Origin of the sequence: Bacillus sp. FSL K6-3154, assembly GCF_040869395.1 — a bacterium.
Taxonomy (GTDB): domain Bacteria; phylum Bacillota; class Bacilli; order Bacillales; family Bacillaceae; genus Bacillus; species Bacillus safensis.
In genome coordinates this window covers 321,430-338,478 of record NZ_CP152033.1, presented here as the reverse complement: position 1 = coordinate 338,478, position 17,049 = coordinate 321,430, and the positions used below count along the sequence as shown (strand labels likewise).

At 42.0% G+C, this 17,049-nt stretch carries 19 protein-coding genes; 14 read left to right on the top strand and 5 right to left on the bottom strand.

All coding sequences use genetic code 11. The features are described 5' to 3' along the window. Positions 1-9: 9 nt before the first annotated feature. Genes MHH61_RS01930 through MHH61_RS01920 form a run of 3 tightly spaced genes read right to left on the bottom strand, consistent with a single transcriptional unit; the run spans position 10 to position 2,326 of the window. The gene (locus MHH61_RS01930) at positions 10-708 is read right to left on the bottom strand and encodes an amino acid ABC transporter permease (protein ID WP_125586642.1); all 699 of its coding nucleotides are present in this window, start codon (positions 706-708) and stop codon (positions 10-12) included. Then, complete coding sequence (locus MHH61_RS01925) at positions 705-1,565, bottom strand: amino acid ABC transporter substrate-binding protein (protein WP_034622805.1); 861 nt, start codon at positions 1,563-1,565, stop codon at positions 705-707. The genes MHH61_RS01930 and MHH61_RS01925 overlap by 4 nt, the downstream gene beginning before the upstream one ends. After that, the gene (locus tag MHH61_RS01920) at positions 1,562-2,326 is read right to left on the bottom strand and encodes an amino acid ABC transporter ATP-binding protein (protein WP_024423086.1); all 765 of its coding nucleotides are present in this window, start codon (positions 2,324-2,326) and stop codon (positions 1,562-1,564) included. Before MHH61_RS01920 ends, MHH61_RS01925 begins: the two co-directional genes overlap by 4 nt. A gap of 144 nt (positions 2,327-2,470) precedes the next feature. On the opposite strand from MHH61_RS01920, the gene MHH61_RS01915 reads away from it, so the two are divergent. The 9 genes from MHH61_RS01915 (at position 2,471) to MHH61_RS01875 (ending at position 9,553) form a co-directional block, all read left to right on the top strand. Beyond that, positions 2,471-3,634, top strand: coding sequence for an acyl-CoA dehydrogenase family protein (locus tag MHH61_RS01915; RefSeq protein ID WP_125586640.1), 1,164 nt, complete (start codon positions 2,471-2,473; stop codon positions 3,632-3,634). A gap of 170 nt (positions 3,635-3,804) precedes the next feature. Further along, a complete protein-coding gene (gene blaBPU, locus MHH61_RS01910; protein WP_241218563.1) occupies positions 3,805-4,548 on the top strand; it encodes a BPU family class D beta-lactamase in 744 nt (247 codons plus the stop codon). Positions 4,549-4,660: 112 nt separating this feature from the next. Beyond that, positions 4,661-5,275, top strand: coding sequence for a hypothetical protein (locus MHH61_RS01905; RefSeq protein ID WP_125586637.1), 615 nt, complete (start codon positions 4,661-4,663; stop codon positions 5,273-5,275). A 95-nt stretch (positions 5,276-5,370) separates the two neighbouring features. After that, positions 5,371-5,718: a YxiJ family protein gene (locus tag MHH61_RS01900; protein ID WP_125586636.1), complete on the top strand. Its 348-nt coding sequence runs from the start codon at positions 5,371-5,373 to the stop codon at positions 5,716-5,718. A gap of 247 nt (positions 5,719-5,965) precedes the next feature. After that, positions 5,966-6,835, top strand: coding sequence for an alpha/beta hydrolase (locus MHH61_RS01895; RefSeq protein ID WP_125586635.1), 870 nt, complete (start codon positions 5,966-5,968; stop codon positions 6,833-6,835). 72 nt (positions 6,836-6,907) lie between these two features. Then, the gene (locus tag MHH61_RS01890; RefSeq protein ID WP_029706158.1) at positions 6,908-7,264 is read left to right on the top strand and encodes a helix-turn-helix domain-containing protein; all 357 of its coding nucleotides are present in this window, start codon (positions 6,908-6,910) and stop codon (positions 7,262-7,264) included. A 239-nt stretch (positions 7,265-7,503) separates the two neighbouring features. After that, positions 7,504-8,136: a 3-hexulose-6-phosphate synthase gene (hxlA, locus tag MHH61_RS01885; protein ID WP_024423080.1), complete on the top strand. Its 633-nt coding sequence runs from the start codon at positions 7,504-7,506 to the stop codon at positions 8,134-8,136. Next, entirely contained in the window at positions 8,133-8,690 is a 558-nt protein-coding gene (gene hxlB / locus MHH61_RS01880) for a 6-phospho-3-hexuloisomerase (RefSeq protein WP_125586634.1), read from the top strand. Before hxlA ends, hxlB begins: the two co-directional genes overlap by 4 nt. A 137-nt stretch (positions 8,691-8,827) precedes the next feature. Continuing rightward, positions 8,828-9,553, top strand: coding sequence for a DsbA family oxidoreductase (locus MHH61_RS01875; protein WP_125586632.1), 726 nt, complete (start codon positions 8,828-8,830; stop codon positions 9,551-9,553). A 145-nt stretch (positions 9,554-9,698) separates the two neighbouring features. Here the strand turns inward: MHH61_RS01875 and MHH61_RS01870 are convergent, their stop codons facing one another. Continuing rightward, on the bottom strand, positions 9,699-10,787 hold the full coding sequence (locus MHH61_RS01870; protein WP_034622791.1) for a GntR family transcriptional regulator: 1,089 nt from the start codon (positions 10,785-10,787) through the stop codon (positions 9,699-9,701). A gap of 273 nt (positions 10,788-11,060) precedes the next feature. On the opposite strand from MHH61_RS01870, the gene MHH61_RS01865 reads away from it, so the two are divergent. From MHH61_RS01865 to MHH61_RS01850, 4 genes are all read left to right on the top strand, one after another. Beyond that, entirely contained in the window at positions 11,061-12,686 is a 1,626-nt protein-coding gene (locus MHH61_RS01865; protein ID WP_125586630.1) for a xylulokinase, read from the top strand. Continuing rightward, positions 12,680-13,384 (top strand): L-ribulose-5-phosphate 4-epimerase, encoded by a 705-nt coding sequence (locus tag MHH61_RS01860; RefSeq protein ID WP_025092857.1) that lies wholly within the window; start codon positions 12,680-12,682, stop codon positions 13,382-13,384. Before MHH61_RS01865 ends, MHH61_RS01860 begins: the two co-directional genes overlap by 7 nt. Before the next feature lie 17 nt (positions 13,385-13,401). Beyond that, positions 13,402-14,823, top strand: coding sequence for an L-arabinose isomerase (araA, locus tag MHH61_RS01855; RefSeq protein WP_125586628.1), 1,422 nt, complete (start codon positions 13,402-13,404; stop codon positions 14,821-14,823). Between the two features lie 81 nt (positions 14,824-14,904). Further along, positions 14,905-16,245, top strand: a complete 1,341-nt coding sequence (locus MHH61_RS01850) for a sugar porter family MFS transporter (RefSeq protein WP_034280034.1) — start codon at positions 14,905-14,907, stop codon at positions 16,243-16,245. 40 nt (positions 16,246-16,285) lie between these two features. On the opposite strand, the gene MHH61_RS01845 is transcribed toward MHH61_RS01850, so the two are convergent. After that, positions 16,286-16,498, bottom strand: a complete 213-nt coding sequence (locus tag MHH61_RS01845; RefSeq protein ID WP_125586626.1) for a hypothetical protein — start codon at positions 16,496-16,498, stop codon at positions 16,286-16,288. Positions 16,499-16,748: 250 nt separating this feature from the next. Here MHH61_RS01845 and MHH61_RS01840 point away from each other — a divergent pair, with 250 nt between their 5' ends. Continuing rightward, entirely contained in the window at positions 16,749-17,042 is a 294-nt protein-coding gene (locus tag MHH61_RS01840; RefSeq protein WP_024423071.1) for a spore coat protein, read from the top strand. The last annotated feature ends 7 nt before the right edge of the window (positions 17,043-17,049 follow it).

Sequence of the window (17,049 nt, the reverse complement as noted above, 5' to 3'; positions counted from 1 at the left end):
ATCGCCTCCTTAACGTGACAGACTGGTACGGCCTTTTACAAATTTCTTTTCAAGCAGCATGGTGACTAGTTCAATGCTCATACAAATGAGCCAGTACACAAGCGCGATGATCACATACACTTCAAACATGCCGATTCCATAGTTATTTCCTAAGATGATCTTCACCTGTCCCATAATATCGATGAGTCCGATCGTAAAGGCAATCGCCGTGTCTTTCACAAGATCAATGGTGTAATTTCCGAGGTTTGGCAGGGCAATGAGAAAGGCCTGCGGGATAATGATCCTGATCAAGGCCTGTGTATCTGTCATCCCAACAATGTAGGCGGCTTCCAGCTGATCCTTCCCAACAGACGAATACGCACTGCGAAAAACTTCAGATAAATAAGCCCCCGTATGTAAAGAGAACGTCATCATCACAAATAACACACGATCCCAATGATTGATTTGAATTCCTGCCACAAGTAAAAGCTGAGGAAGCCCAAAATAAATTAAGAATAACTGAACAATTAATGGCGTACTTCGTGTAAACGATAAATAGATAACAGCCAATTGCCTCAGCACTGGGATTTGTTTTATACGAATGCATGCAAATAAGAGCCCTATTATGATGGCGAAAAACAATGACACCGCAATAATGAGAAAAGTGAGTGGCAGGCGTTCAAGCACCTGTAAAAAAATTCGCAGCCAATCTCCAGCTGTAAACGTCATGACGCTTCCTTCCTTTCTTCATATTGATAGCCTTGCTCTGAGATGTAGTCAATATCTTGAAAGAAATCAACCCCAAACCACTTTTTCGCAAGCTTAGGCAGTGTTCCATCATCAATCATCTCTTGTGTGACCTGGTCCAAGTCTGCTGCAAGCTGCTTCTCACTAGGCTGTAAGACAAGATAGATCGGCTCCTTTGACACGATCCCGCCCACTTTGACCTTCAGATTCAGATGCTTTTGAATGGTATCGAAGGTCGAAATATTCATAAAGGCCGCATCGGACCGTCCGCTTTCAACACGCTTTAAGTTGAGTTCATTTGAAGGGCTTTCAATGGTTGTCAGCGAAATATCTGGATCATGTTCTTCATTATATTGATTTAATATGGAACGCAATCCGCCGCTGGGACTGACAGGAGCGAGCTTTTTTGATGTCATATCGTCAAGCGATTGAATATCCCGGTTTGATTCATTCACAATTAATCCTGTCATCGAATAGCCGTACGGAACTTTAGGGTAAAGAAACCGTTTTTCACGTTCAGGGTTACTGAAAAACCAATTAGCTGCCATTTCAAACTTCCCCGCGCCAACACCAATTAAATTGGATTCTTCCTCGCCAAATATGTAATCAAAATGTATATGTGGAAGTCTTTTTTCCACTTCATTTAAATAATCAATGTTATAGCCAATCGGTTCGTTTCGATCATTTGTGGCTAAAAAGGGTGGATTGACCTCTGCACTCAGTGCGACTTTCACAATTTGTTTTCCATCATCTGTTGTGGTTTTCACACTGCTGCAGCCAATCAGAGAGAGGAGAATCAGAAGGACACCAGCTGTCATGAATGCTGTCTTTTGCTTCATATGTCTTCCTCCGATCCTTGCCACATTCCGCGATGAATCCTGGATAAAAATTGTTTTGTTCGTTCATGCTGAGGCTTCATGAGGACGTCTTCTGGTGAGCCTTTTTCAACGATTTCTCCATCTGCCATAAAGATCACCGTATCCGCTACGTCTTTTGCAAACGAAATTTCATGCGTCACAATGACCATCGTCATCCCTTGGCTCGCAATATCTTTGATCATTTCAAGTATTTCTCCGACCATCTCTGGGTCCAGTGCGGACGTTGGTTCATCAAACAAAAGCACCGCAGGATTCATCGCAAGAGCGCGGGCAATTCCAATCCGCTGCTGCTGACCGCCAGATAATTCACTTGGAAATGCATCCTTTTTATGAAGCAGTCCAATCCGCTCTAAAAATTGCTCTCCAACCTTTTCTGCTTCTTTTTTAGACATGTTTTGGGACACAATCAATCCCTCTGTAATATTTTCAAGTGCGCGTTTATTTTGAAACAAGTGATAATGCTGAAATACCATGGAAGATTGCTGCCTTAGTTTTAAAAGATCTTTTTTATGATATCGTTCAAATTGAATCGTGGCTTCTCCAACAGTCAGCTCTCCTTTGTCTGGAATATCGAGGCTGTTTAAACTGCGGAGAAGTGTTGTTTTTCCTGATCCGCTCGGTCCAATAATTGCGACCACTTCACCTTCTTGTACGGTGAAATCAATGCCTTTTAACACATGGGTCTGCCCATAAGATTTATGTAGATTAGTAGCTGAGATCATAAAAGCATCACGTTCCTTTGACAGATGTACTTAATATTGATAAAATTTAACACATTAAATCCTATAAGTAAAGTGTGTTTTATTCATTCCAATTGGAAAAATGAGATATCATAGATTGTAAGAAACAGAGGAGTTGGATACGTTTTGTCTAAAGCATTATTTGTCGATACCGATTTTCAAAAAACATGGCTCAATCAGCTGGAATCTCTTCGTGAAACGATCGAACAAAACGCAAAAAAACATGATGAAGGCGCTTATTTTCCTAAACAGAATATCGAATCATTAGTAAACATGGGATATACAGCCCTGTCTCTTCCCGCTGAATATGGAGGCGGGGGTCAATCTGTAACGGATATGGTTCTATTTCAAGAAACCCTAGGCAGCATGGACGGAGCGACTGCCTTATCGATTGGCTGGCACCAAGGAGTTGTTGGTGAAATTTATGAAAAGAAACTATGGAATGAGAAGCAGCTGCAATTCTTTGCGGAAGAAGTGAAGAAGGGCGCCCTTGTCAACCGCGCTGTAAGTGAAGCGCAAACAGGCAGTCCAACAAGAGGCGGCAAGCCTGGGACAACAGCGATAAAATCAGGTGATCGCTGGGTGATCAACGGACGTAAAATTTTCACTACGATGTCACCAGCTCTCACATACTTTTTAGTCGGCGTATGGATCGAAGAAAAAGAAGCCATGGGATTTTTCTTAATTCACCGTGATACAGAAGGTGTTTCTATAGAAGAAACATGGGATGTTGTCGGTATGAGAGGAACAGAAAGCCATGATTTAATCTTAGATCAGGTTGTGGTTTCAGATGACATGCTTGTTGAAGTGCAAAAAGGACCTCGGGGCGGTACGTTAAACCCTTGGATCGCACATATTCCTTCCTGTTATTTGGGGATTGCGCAAGCGGCAAGAGATTATGCAGTTCAGTATGCCATCACACATTCACCGAACAGTATCAGCGGAACGATTAGCGAACTGCCGAATGTCCAAACATTGATTGGCGAAATTGATTTACTATTAAAGCAAGCACGCCACGTCATGTATTCAACGACAACATTGTATGAAAAGCCTGAGAAAAGAGAGCTGTTAATCAATGAATTCGGTGCTGTGAAGCATACAGTCGTTAATCATAGTCTGCAAGTGGTTGATAAAGCCATGCGTTTAGTCGGTGCAAAAAGCTTGAGCCTAGGCTGTCCGCTGCAGCGTTACTATCGAGATATTCGTGCTGGGCTCCATAACCCGCCAATGGATGATATGACGATTTCAAAAATCGCGAGGCAGGCCATAGAAGAGAAAAAAGAAAGCTAATATGATCAGAAAGCCGGATGAAACCGGCTTTTTTTATTTGGCAGAAAAGAGGACAAGCGTACCTTATGTCTCATCACTCAGGCATGCTACAATCGATACAAATCATAGGAAAAGGAGCGGTTTTTTTGAAGAAAAAGCATATGAAATGGCTGTTTTCAGGCTTCATGCTGATGGCACTTTGTATCGGCCAGCCTTCATCAAGTGAGGGAACATCACCAGCGTGGTCAGTAGATGAATTCATGAAAGACCGGGAAGGCACATTTGTGATACAAGAAGTAAAAGAAAAATCGCCATGGGTGTATAACAAAAAAAGAGCGAACAAGCGCTTTGCACCACAATCGACATTTAAAGTGGCAAATGCCCTCATCGGACTCCAAACAGGCGCAGTGAGAGATGAATACGACATCAAATATTGGGACGGAGTGAAAAGAGAGATTGATAACTGGAATAAGGATCATACACTGGGCTCTGGCATGAGAGATTCAGTCGTCTGGTACTATCAAGCCATGGCGCGTGATATCGGAGAAGAACGCATGAATCATTGGGTGAAAGCCATTCATTATGGGAATGAAGACACATCTGGCGGAATCGATCAATTTTGGTTAAGTAGTTCATTGCGCATTTCTCCAGTAGAACAAGTCCATTTCCTTAAACAGTTATATGAAGAAAGTCTTCCATTTGACCTGTCTGTCATGAGAAAGGTCAAACGAATGATGATCCAAGAAGAAGAGAAACATGCCACCCTATACGGAAAAACAGGCTCCGGCTCAGGCATCGGCTGGTACGTAGGCTTCATCAAACATGAAAACAAAACCTACATCTTCGCCACAAATATCGAAGGTACCGGTCTAGAAGCAAAAGAAATCACCTATCGTATTATGAAAAAATATCATTTGATTGAAGCATCCGTTTAGGATGCTTTTTTTATATATAAAAGGTGATATTTTGATAAGATGATGATATATGGGTTAGTTTTAGGAAAATAATAGTGAAATCACTTGAGTGTTGTAGAAAGGGGGTTTTTGCTTGAACCAGCCTGAGCACTTATTTGTTCGTTCAGAAAAAGAATTCAAGTTCTATCAGAATCTAGTGGATCATGTATTTAATCAAAATAAAAGGCTGCCGCAACAAGTCTTCCGTAAGAATTTTGATTGTTTTTTGTTTCAAGAGTTTGAGTGGGCATTAAGTGATGATATTTTACCTACAATCAAGGATTTATTAAATTCAACAAGTGATAGAGAATTTTTGACCGCAGTCCTTAAGCCAGATCCAGTTGATTATTATTTTAAGGAGTTTGGTTATTACAATTGGCTGAAAGCGAGTGTGAACATTTCCGGTGAGGATTATGTAAATGCACTATGGACGCACCCAAAAGGTTCTATAGCGGATAATATAATTACGAACTCAAACATAGTGGTTTGGTTATCCCGTTCTTTGCAGTGGGCGATTCTAGCAGATAGGGATTTGGAAATTTGTATAATAGGTATGGTATCAAAAAAAGATTGTCCCCAAAATATTTTATTAGAAAAAGAATGGAAACCACTGGATCATCCCGTTTTAGCAAATTGGTTAGAACTGTTATTGAAGGATCAAAAAACATTCAATGAATATTTCAGTCAATTCTTATCAAATTATTCGTAATGTTACTTGTGGTTTAAATTGGGAACTATCAATTACTAATGATAGACAAAGAAATGATTATCAGTAATGTCTATATATAAAAGGAGCATAAGGCCATGAACATCAGCCAAGATAAAACAGCATTAATCAATGATTTGAAGCAGCGCTATCAATATTGTTTTCATTCAGATTACCCTGAAGAGATCCTATCTTTTGAGGAGGAAACTGGTATCTGGTCCGATGGTTTTTATGAATTTTTCACTCTTGTGACAGGCAGCTTAAGTTATGTGATCGATCATAAACGAATACCAAAAAAACAGTTAAACGTGCTGCGTCAGTCATTTGAAGAGCAATACCCTCAAATCAAATCGTTTCAACACATCCTTGAATCGTATCCTTTATTACATTCCTATATCCAGTACCATGAAGAAACAAGAAAACGAATCATTGCATTTATAAAATAACCTCTTGGAGGATAAGCTATGACATTGGTTTTTAGATGAAAAATCCTGAATCTAATTTCTGTTTTCGATGTCAACCCTCTAGAGCAAATCAATGAATTTCACCACTTTAATGGGTATAATGAATATTACGACTTGATCAATTGTATTAGTCTGCACATCCCATATGAATCTAGTATCGAATTGAATGGTGCAAGTTTATCTTCATATCTGCTACTCATGCTTCCCCATCCCAACATAGAAAGGTGCAATGACATTGAATCGAATCATGAAATGGCTCTTATTTGCGGTTGTCATCGCTGGATTATTGGTATGCGCATTCTTTGTGTTCCGTTTCAACCAGCCTAAACCGACAACCAATATCCATTATGCAGACACACAAAATAAACAGCAAACACTCGATATGTATATGCCAAAGGGCAAAGATGAAGACAAAAAGAAGAAGCATCCTGTGATGATCTATCTCCATGGCGGAGGCTGGACAGGCGGCGATAAGAATAGAGTCGCTTCAAAGGCTGATTATTTTACAGGTCAAGGGTATGTGTTTGTTTCGATGAATTACAGGCTTCACCCTGATGCTAATTACGAGCAGATGGCAGATGATACAGCAAACGCCATTAAATGGGTGAAGGATCATGCGGATGAATATCAAATTGATTCATCAAAAATCAATGTCATGGGTCACTCAGCGGGCGGTCATTTGACGGCGCTGGTTGCCACAGATTCGACCTACTTAAAACGTGTGGGGCTGTCGCCAAAAACGATCAATTCCATCGTGATTTTAGATGGACCGTTAAACCTCAATCAATTTATACAAGCTATCCCATCGTACAAAAAAGTCTTTGGCAAACAAGAGAAGAACTGGACAAAGGCATCACCTGTCACTTATATGAATCAAGCGAATGTACCACCTGTCTATTTGGTCACGGGCTGGGAAAATCCTGAGGTGTACCGATTTGCTGAAAAACTGAATCATGACAAAGGCTCTCGGTTTGTTTTTCGGGTGCATACGCTAAGCCATAGTGACCTGAACAAATGGTTTGGATCAGACAGAGCGCCAAAAGAAGCACAAAAAATGACAGAGGCTGTGATGGCTTTTGTCAAAAAACAAAATCAATAACGAAGACCGTATGCTCGGGCAATTCTTTTTGCCGCAGTATAATGATAAAGTGGTTTGAAATTAAAGGAGTGTATGTTGTTGTCATCACGAATGGAAAATAAAGTGTTCAATTGCGAAAAAGAGCTGACGCTGAATATTATCGGCGGTAAGTGGAAAATGCTGATTTTATGGCACCTTGGCAGAGAAGGGACAAAACGGTTTGGTGAGTTAAAGTCGTTAATGCCTGGGATTACGCAAAGAATGCTTGTCAATCAGCTAAGAGAATTAGAGGAAGATCACATTGTGCACCGGGAGGTTTATCCTGTCGTTCCGCCAAAGGTTGAGTATTCTCTCACAGAACTAGGAGAAAGCTTAATGCCGATTTTAGAGGCGATGTATGATTGGGGAAAACAATATCTGGGCAGCAATTTCTTAAAGGATGATAAATAGAAAGGTGACCGATTGTAGACAAAGGGCTAAAATAACTTTATTTTAGCCCTTTGTCTTTACGCTGAGATACTGGCCAAAAGACAGTATCTTTTTTGTAACCATATGCGGAAAAGTATAGTATGTAAAAAAAAAGTGCGTACTTGGATTGCGTTATTCCTGTTGTTATACTCATTTCATCGTTCAAGATGCATCATCCGCGGAGCTCTTGAAGATGAGATGAAAAACGGGAGTGAAAGTTGATGAAATTACAATTAGCATTAGATTTAGTGAATATACCAGAGGCGATTGAGCTGATCAAAGAAGTAGAAGCATCCATTGATGTGGTCGAAATTGGGACACCTGTTGTGATTAACGAAGGGCTTCGTGCTGTAAAAGAAGTCAAGCAGGCTTTTCCGAATTTACGTGTACTCGCTGATCTGAAAATTATGGATGCTGCCGGCTATGAAGTGCAGCAGGCCTCCGAAGCAGGAGCAGATATCGTCACCATTCTTGCAGCGGCAGAAGATATGTCTATTCAAGGAGCGGTGAAAGAAGCAAAAGCAAGAGGAAAACAAATTTTAGTTGATATGATTGGCATCAAAGATATCGCAGGCCGTGCAAAAGAGCTGGATGCGCTTGGAGTCGATTATATTTGTGTGCATACAGGCTATGACCTGCAAGCAGTTGGTCAAAATTCATTTGCTGATCTTATGACGATTAAACAAGTTGTCAAGCAGGCGAAAACAGCGATTGCAGGTGGAATTAAGCTTGATACGTTACCTGAAGTCGTGAAATTAAATCCTGATTTGATCATTGTCGGCGGTGGTATCGCAAGTCAGGATAATAAAGCAGAAGTAGCCGCACAAATGAAGCAGCTGATCGCACAATCATGAAGACCAGTGACTATGTGAAAGCCATTTTGAATGAGCTTTCTGAGCATTTGTCAGCCATTCAAGATGAACAAGCAGAGCACCTGGTTACAAGTATTTTATCCGCACAAAAAGTCTTTGTGGCAGGTGCGGGCAGGTCTGGCTTGATGGGAAAATCGTTTGCGATGAGACTTACGCATATTGGCGTCAAGGCTTATGTGATTGGTGAAACGAATACGCCTTCCTTTACAGAAGAGGATCTTTTGATTGTCGGGAGCGGATCTGGCCGTACAGAGTCTTTGCTTGTCCTTGCAAAAAAGGCAAAAGCAATTGGCGGAAAAGTGGCAGCGTTCACGCTTTCTGCTGAGTCACCTTTAGCTGATCTATCGGATGAAGTCATCTTATTGTCAGGTGCACCGAAGGATCAACAGGATGGAAACCATCATACCATTCAACCAATGGGCTCACTATTTGAGCAGTCGCTTCTTCTGACATACGATGCGCTCATTTTAAGGTTAATGGAAATAAAAGAGCTCGACACACATACAATGTACGGTCACCATGCAAATTTAGAGTAGATATTTTCAAAACCTTTCCTTTCATAAAAGGAAAGGTTTTTTCATTTATCAAGAACAGAATCTTGACATCATCTATTTGATGTAACTATAATTGTTACATCGTTAAAGAAAAAGTGCAGCACGGAAGGAAGATGAAGATGAAAGTACAAATTTGGTCAGATATCGCCTGTCCTTTTTGTTATATAGGAAAAAAACAGCTGGAAACAGCGCTAGAACAATTCCCAGAGAAGGATCAGGTAGAGATAGAGTTTAAAAGCTTTGAGCTTGATCCCCACGCACCTGTTGATGTCGATCATGACGTTCATGATATGCTCGTCAAAAAATATGGCATGAGCCGCAGCCAGGCCATGGCGATGAATGAGCAGGTGAAGCAGGCCGGCAAAGAGAAAGGGATCGATTTTCAATTTGATCCGCTCGTGTTGACCAACACCTTTGATGCCCATCGATTGGCGCAATATGCTGGTCAAATGGGGAAAGGCGATTTCGTTATGGGAGAGCTGTTTCACGCATATTTTACAGATGGAAAGCATGTTGGTGATCGTCAAACTCTTTTAGACATTGCAGAAAAAGCTGGTCTTGATGAGAAGGAAGTACAGCAAGTTTTGGGCAGCGAAGCATTTGCCGATCATGTCCGAAAAGATGAACAAGAAGCGAGACAGCTTGGGATCAATGCTGTTCCGTTTTTCTTGATCAATGACAAGTATTCAGTTGCAGGTGCGCAGCCAGCCGATACGTTCCTGGGTGCACTTGAAACAGCTTGGAAAGAGGAAGCAGCTCAGGCAGAGAAAGCTGCTGACAATGCGTTTGAAGCGGCATGTGCAGAAGGCGTATGTGCGGTGCCTTCCCCTAAAGAAGAGGCGTAATAGATATGTTCCCTATCTTTTTATAAGATGGGGATTTTTTATTGTTTAAGGATGAGGGGAAATCATGTCTTTCATTTCAGGGATCCGACCTATTCACGCCTTATGCTGGAATTCTAAAATAAAATGAGCCACTTGGAGTAAGGGCTCATTTTATTCGTTTGATCGTTTCACCTGGAACCAATTCAGGCTCGTAAAACGTTTGATCAGGGAGATTCTTTTTCCCTTGTACTTTTTTAATCATCCAGTCTGCTGCATCACGGCCCATTTGCTCCTGAGGATGGGTCAGTGTTGTCAGCTTCACATGGGCATTTTTCTGGGCGATATACGAATTATCCTGTCCAATAATCGAGAGATCATCTGGAATGGACAGCCCGATTTCGCTGCATACATTGGCTACTTCTAAACCCACCTCATCGTTATAGCAAACAAGGGCAGTCAGCTCATGCTGGTGCGCCATCAGAAATGTGTTAATTTGTTCCCCTAAATGCTGCTTCGATTCTGTATCGAAAAAGAGCACATGCTCAGGCAGGAAATTAAGCTTAGCTTCACCTAGCGCTTGAATATAGCCCTTCATCCGATATTTTCCCTGTAAATCATCTGTTTTTGAAATAAGTCCAATTTGTTGATGGCCTGAGGTGATCAGCTCTTTTGTGGCTAAATAGCTGGATTTTACATCATCCAAACAGAGAAAAGGAACCTCTAGCTGCTCATAATAGGCATTGATCATAATGAGCGGTACATCCTGTTCTTTAAAGGATAAGTAGTACGAAATGTTTGGATTATATAAATTGCTTTTCGTCGGCTCGACAATAAGTCCGTCCACCCCAAACGACAGCATCATTTCCAGCGCTTTTTTCTCCTGCTCAACATCGTTATTTGTACTTGCCAGTAACAAGGAATAGTTCTCTTCGTTTAAACGGCTTTCAATGCCTCGAATGATAGAAGGGAAAATGTAATCGGATATGTATGTTGTAATGACACCAATCGTTTTCATATGTGCATGTCCCGCAGGTTTTGTTTGATATTGATTGGTCACAAATGTGCCTGAACCTTTTTCGCTGCGCAAAAATCCTTCGCTGGACAATTCCAAAATGGCTTTTCGAACTGTATGTCTGCTTACTTGATACATGTCTTGCAGGCTTGATTCGGTTGGAATACGCTCCCCGATCCGATAATCCCCTGTGAGTATTTTGCTTTTTATATCATCAATAATGATCTGGTACTTCTTTTTCATCGTTTCACTTCTTTCTCAGTTGATCATCTACTCGGATTGAGAAGAAATTGTATGGACATATTTTAACATGGTTGTCGGATCAAAAACAGGCGCTTCCCTTTTCTGTTATGACCCCTTCAGAAAAAATGAAAGTTTTTGTCGCATTATGTATGTACAACTATATTTATTATTGACATATGTACGTACAAATATTATATTGTGATTGTACAAGAGAATCAATGAATCTAGAAAAAGAAAATTGAAACCGCTATCAAAAATGGGGGTGAACGTAGAGTGGATCACAAAGAGACGGCCAAAGCCTTGAAAGAAGGACGGACATCTTTAGGCATTGAATTTGGTTCAACACGAATTAAAGCAATTTTAATAGATGAGGAATTTCAGCCAATTGCACAAGGTGCATATGAATGGGAAAGTTTTCTCCAGGATGGAATATGGACGTACAACTTAATTGATATTATTACAGGTCTGCAAGTGGCGTATCGAGAGATGAAAGAACAGGCCGAGCAAAAGTATGGTGTGACCATTCAAACCATTGGCTCAATCGGGGTATCAGCGATGATGCATGGCTATGTGGCATGTGATCATACAGGAGAGGTTCTCGTTCCGTTCCGAACATGGCGGAATGCAACGACCATCGAGGCGAGTCAAAAGCTGACAGACGTATTTCAATTTCATATTCCAGAAAGATGGAGCATTGCCCATTTGTATCAAGCAGTATTAGAAGATGAAAAACATCTATCCCGATTAGAATATATGACCACTTTGTCAGGATATATTCACTGGCTGTTAACCGGAAAGCAGGCCATTGGTATTGGCGATGCGTCAGGGATGTTTCCGATTGATGAACAAACGAAGGACTACAATGAAGAAATGCTCCAGCAATTTGAAGCATTGATTGCAGAAAAAGGCTATCCGTGGAAGCTTCGCCACCTTCTGCCGCGTGTCTATTTAGCAGGCGAAGAGGCTGGCGTGTTAACGGCAGCAGGGGCAGCCATTTTGGATCAAGGAAAACATTTGCAGCCAGGCATTCCATTTTGCCCGCCGGAAGGTGACGCTGGAACGGGCATGGTGGCGACAAACAGTGTAGAAAGACGGACCGGAAATATTTCTGTTGGGACGTCGGTTTTTGCCATGATTGTGCTGGAGCAGGATCTAAAAGGTGTGTATCCAGAAGTGGATATGGTTACGACGCCGGATGGACTGCCAGTTGCCATGGTTCATGCGAATAACTGTACAAGTGACCTAAACGCTTGGATGAATATATTCAAAGAGGCATTTGAAGCACTTGGCCTGCAAGTGGAGTCAGAAAGATTATACGAATCCTTATTGCAGCAAGCTTTAGAAGCAGATCGAGATGGCGGCGGACTCTTAAGCTATGGCTATTACTCTGGTGAAAATATTACGAGACTGCCAGAAGGAAGACCTCTTTTTGTCAGGTCTCCTGAAAGCCGCTTTAACCTTGCTAATTTCATGCGCACCCATTTGTTCTCTGCTTTTGGTGCTATGAAAATAGGCATGGACCGATTAAAGGAACAGGAACATGTAGTGATTGACCGCTTACTAGGGCATGGGGGATTATTTAAAACACCGCTCGTTGGACAAAAAATGGTTGCCGCAGCGCTGAATACACCTGTATCAGTTGTTTCAACAGCTGGAGAAGGCGGTGCGTTTGGGATGGCTGTCCTTGCTTCATATATGGTCCATCATCAGCAGCAAACATTGGCTGAATTTCTCACCCATCGCGTATTTGCCCATACATCAGAAGAGCTCATGGAGCCCGATCCACTCGATGTCAAAGGCTTTGACGAATTTTTAAAGCGCTATCAAAATGGGCTTGCGATTGAAGAAGCGGCGGTAGCGCATCTCATGCCAAAGAAAGGAGTGACGACGGTATGCTAGATCGCTTAAAAGAAGAAGTGTATCAAGCGAATTTAGATTTGCCAAAATACGGACTTGTGAAATTTACATGGGGTAATGTCAGTGCATGTGATCGTGACAGTGGTTTGTTTGTGATTAAGCCGAGCGGCATAGCGTATGACCAACTATCAGCAAAAGATATGGTCGTGGTGAACTTTGATGGTGAAGTGGTGGAAGGAGAATTCAGTCCTTCGTCAGATACAGCAACACATGCAGTTCTTTACAAACACTTTGAGGAAATTGGCGGCATTTCACATAGCCATTCCATGTGGGCAACCGTTTGGGCGCAGGCAGGACTTGATTTACCAGCAATGGGCACAACACATGCCGATACATTTTACGGCGCCGTTCCGTGCGCTCGTTTTCTAACAGAAGAAGAAGTCAATCGGGGTTATGAGGTAGAAACGGGGAAGCTGATCATCGAAACGTTTGAGAAAAGAAACCTAGATGTGATGGCGGTGCCGGGTGTATTGCTTCAAGGGCATGGTCCATTTACGTGGGGGAAGGATGCAAAAAGTGCGGTCACAAACAGTGTGATTTTAGATGAAGTCGCCAAGATGAACCTTTTTGCCAAGCAATTGAACGAATTTGCGGAGCCATTGCCGCAGCGAATTTTAGATAAACATTACTTAAGAAAACATGGAAAGCATGCGTATTACGGACAAAAACCTTCAACATAAAGAAAAGAGGGATATCTATGTTAACAAGTCAGAAAAAAGAGTTTTGGTTTATCGTTGGGTCACAGCATTTATATGGTGATGAAGCACTGCAAAAAGTAAAAGCAGATGCACAAAAGATGACGGATGCTTTAAATGAGAGCGGTTTACTTCCTTATCCAGTGATTTTGCAGGACCTGGCTGTCAGTGCCGATCAAATCACAAAGCTTATGAAAGAGGTCAATTATCGCGATGAAGTTGTCGGTGTGATGACGTGGATGCATACTTTTTCTCCAGCAAAAATGTGGATACGCGGCACCAGTCTTTTGCAAAAGCCTCTTTTACATCTTGTTACACAATATTATGAAAAGATTCCGTGGGACACGATCGACATGGACTATATGAATCTCCATCAATCCGCACATGGAGACAGAGAATATGGCTATATCAATGCACGTTTAAATAAACAAAACCAAATTGTGACCGGTCATTGGTCTAAGCCGGAAGTGCAGCAGCAAATTGCTGATTGGATGGACGTTGCGGCTGCCTATCATGAGAGCTTTCACATCAAAGTAGCCCGGTTTGGTGACAACATGCGGCATGTGGCTGTGACAGAAGGCGATAAAATCGAAGCGCAGATTCAATTAGGATGGACCGTTGACTACTTTGGAATAGGCGATCTCGTCGAATATGTAAATGCAGTAGAAGACGAAGAGGTAGATGCACTATTTGCTGAGTATTTAACGCAATATGATGTGAATTATGGAACGTATTCAGTTGAAGAGTGGGAGAAAAGTGTCAAGGTGCAGGCGCGATATGAGATCGCCATCAAACGTTTCTTAGATGAAGGCGGCTATCATGCCTTTACAACAAACTTTGAAGACTTACATGGGATGAAGCAGCTGCCTGGACTTGCGGTACAGCGGCTGATGGCAAAGGGATACGGCTTTGCGGGGGAAGGTGATTGGAAAACGGCTGCACTGGACCGCTTATTAAAAGTGATGAGCCATCATCAATCCACTGGTTTTATGGAGGACTACACGTATGAAATGACGTCTGGAGAGGAAGCAGTGCTACAATCTCATATGCTGGAAGTAGATCCAGCGCTCGCCCATACAAAACCAGTCATTGTCGTGTCTCCACTTGGGATCGGAAACCGGGAAGATCCAGCGCGTCTTGTGTTTGATGGAAAAGCAGGCGATGGTGTCGTTGTCTCCATTGCGGATTTTGGAACACATTTTAAATGGCTCATACAAGAAGTCGAAGCCTTTGAGCCAGAGGAAGCAGCACCTCATTTACCAGTTGCGCGTGTATTGTGGAAAATCAAACCGAATTTTCAGGATGGCGTCAAAGCATGGATTAAAGAAGGCGGAGGCCACCATACAGTCGTGTCTCTCAATTTAACGGTTGATCAAATTGTTCATTTTGCAAAGCTTGTCGATGCAGAATATGTGGTTTTATAGAATGGGGAAAGGTCTTCTACTGGTTACAGTAGAAGCACCGGCTGAAATGAAAGCGGTTAATTAAGTGAGGGGGTCATCCACTTGGAGAAAAAAGTGTCAAGCAAATTTATCTTCTTTTTCGGGTCTTTTGCAGGCATCTTATTTGGATATGATATTGGTATTATTGCAGGGGCGGAAGGACATATTCAGGAAGAATTTCAGCTCAGCCCATTATGGCTTGGAATCGTTGTCTCTTCATTAATGGGCGGGGCCATCATTGGCTCCATCTTAAGCGGTCTTTTAGGGGATAAATTTGGCCGCAGAAAACTCATTTTGGTCTCATCCGTGATCTTTTTTGTCGGGGCGATCGGATCAGCTGTCGCACCAGAAGAGATTTCACTCACCATCGCTCGAATCTTTTTAGGGACAGCAGTAGGAACAGCTTCATCTTTGGTTCCGGCTTACATGTCTGAAATCGCTCCTGCTAAAATCCGCGGGAAATTATCTGGGCTCAATCAGCTCATGATTGTAACTGGTCTATTGCTCAGCTATATTGTTGCGTTTGTGTTTGAGCCCATCCCAGACAGTTGGCGCTGGATGCTGGGAAGTGCCGCTTTATTTGCGATCGTGCTTTATATTGGTATGCTGAAGCTTCCTGAATCTCCGAGATATTTGATTAAACACGGCATGGCTCATAAAGCACGGGAAGTATTAGGATCACTGCGTTCTTCTCGTGAAGAAATCGAATCAGAAATGCAGGAAATTTTAGAAGTCGCAAAAGAAGAACGCTCGGGGATTCGTGAATTGTTTCAAAAGAAATTCAGAATGGCTCTTTTCATTGGGGTTGGAATGGCAACCCTTCAGCAAATTCAAGGCGCGAACTCCATTGTTTATTATGCAACGAGTATCGCTCGGAATGTAGGGCTTGCACCTCAGGTTGCCGCAGGTTTTACAGTCATTGTCGGTGTCATTTTTGTCGTCACGACCGTGATCTTTTTACAATTTGTTGACCGCTTCGACCGCCGAACGATTCTCACCGTAGGAGGATCGGGCATGGCTCTTTCTTTCTTTGCTCCCGCCGCATTAGGGGCACTTGGCGTCAGTGAAGGAATTTTAAACTGGGTAACATTGATTTCACTTTGCTGCTTTATTTTGTGCTATGCCTTCTCGTGGGCACCGATCACCTGGATCATCATCGGCGAAATCTTCCCGCTTTCTGTCAGAGGCATTGGAGCAGGTATCTCTTCTGCCTTTAACTGGACCGGATCGTTAGCAGTTGGACTCGTTTTCCCTATTCTGGCTGATCAATTCAGCTTTGGGGTCATTTTCTCCTCATTCGGAGTCATCTGCTTAATCGGGCTGTTATTCACCCGATTTGTGCTAGTCGAGACAAAGGGAAGAAGCTTAGAGCAAATCGAAACCGATATGGCTGCACGTGTATAAATAAAGAAAACCATCTATCCCATGTGGGTAGATGGTTTTTTTACTCAAGCGTCTGTTTGATCTCATTTGGCAGTAAATCAATCAATTGATCATAGGAAGACAAATCCAGCACTTCAAGCAGCGCGTAATATTTCGCATAGATTTCACTCAGCTGATCAGGATGGTTTGTTTGATATTGATTCAGATGTAATTGAGTTAGTTCAAGTGCAATGTCTATCTTGTTTCGTTCAAATGGCTGTGTCGTGTTGATCATATCGTTCACCTCTTATTTGATAATGAGTGGAAAAAATGCATTGAATAAAAAGAGCTGATGTTTTGTTTTCATGAATGTTCTTTCTTCTTAATGTACCATTTGTATAATATGTTAAAATTGTCCTTTTGTAAAGAAAGAGAAAAATAGATAGAAAGTGGATTTTTTTAAAAATAGACATGCATCTAATCACGAAAGGTAACTCTGACATACGATAGAGTGTAAGTGAAAGACAACTTGAAGGGGTGTTAAGATGAGCCGAAATCGATTAGATGATTTCTTCTTTGGACCTCGCAGAGGAAACCAAGGAGGAGACGAAACGGTTGTTTTCCCCACACGTCAAATTGTCAACACAAGAACGAATGAACAAACGATCAGAAAAATTCACCCAACGCATATCACAAACGTCAATAAAAACATCAAAAGAATCGAAAACTACTATCCGGTCACTGAATCGACTCACAACGAGTACATTGTAGAAGAATACGATTGCGGTAGTGATATCAAAAACCCTTGCTGCCGTCCGGTGAAGCGCTGTAAGTGGTAATGAAGGG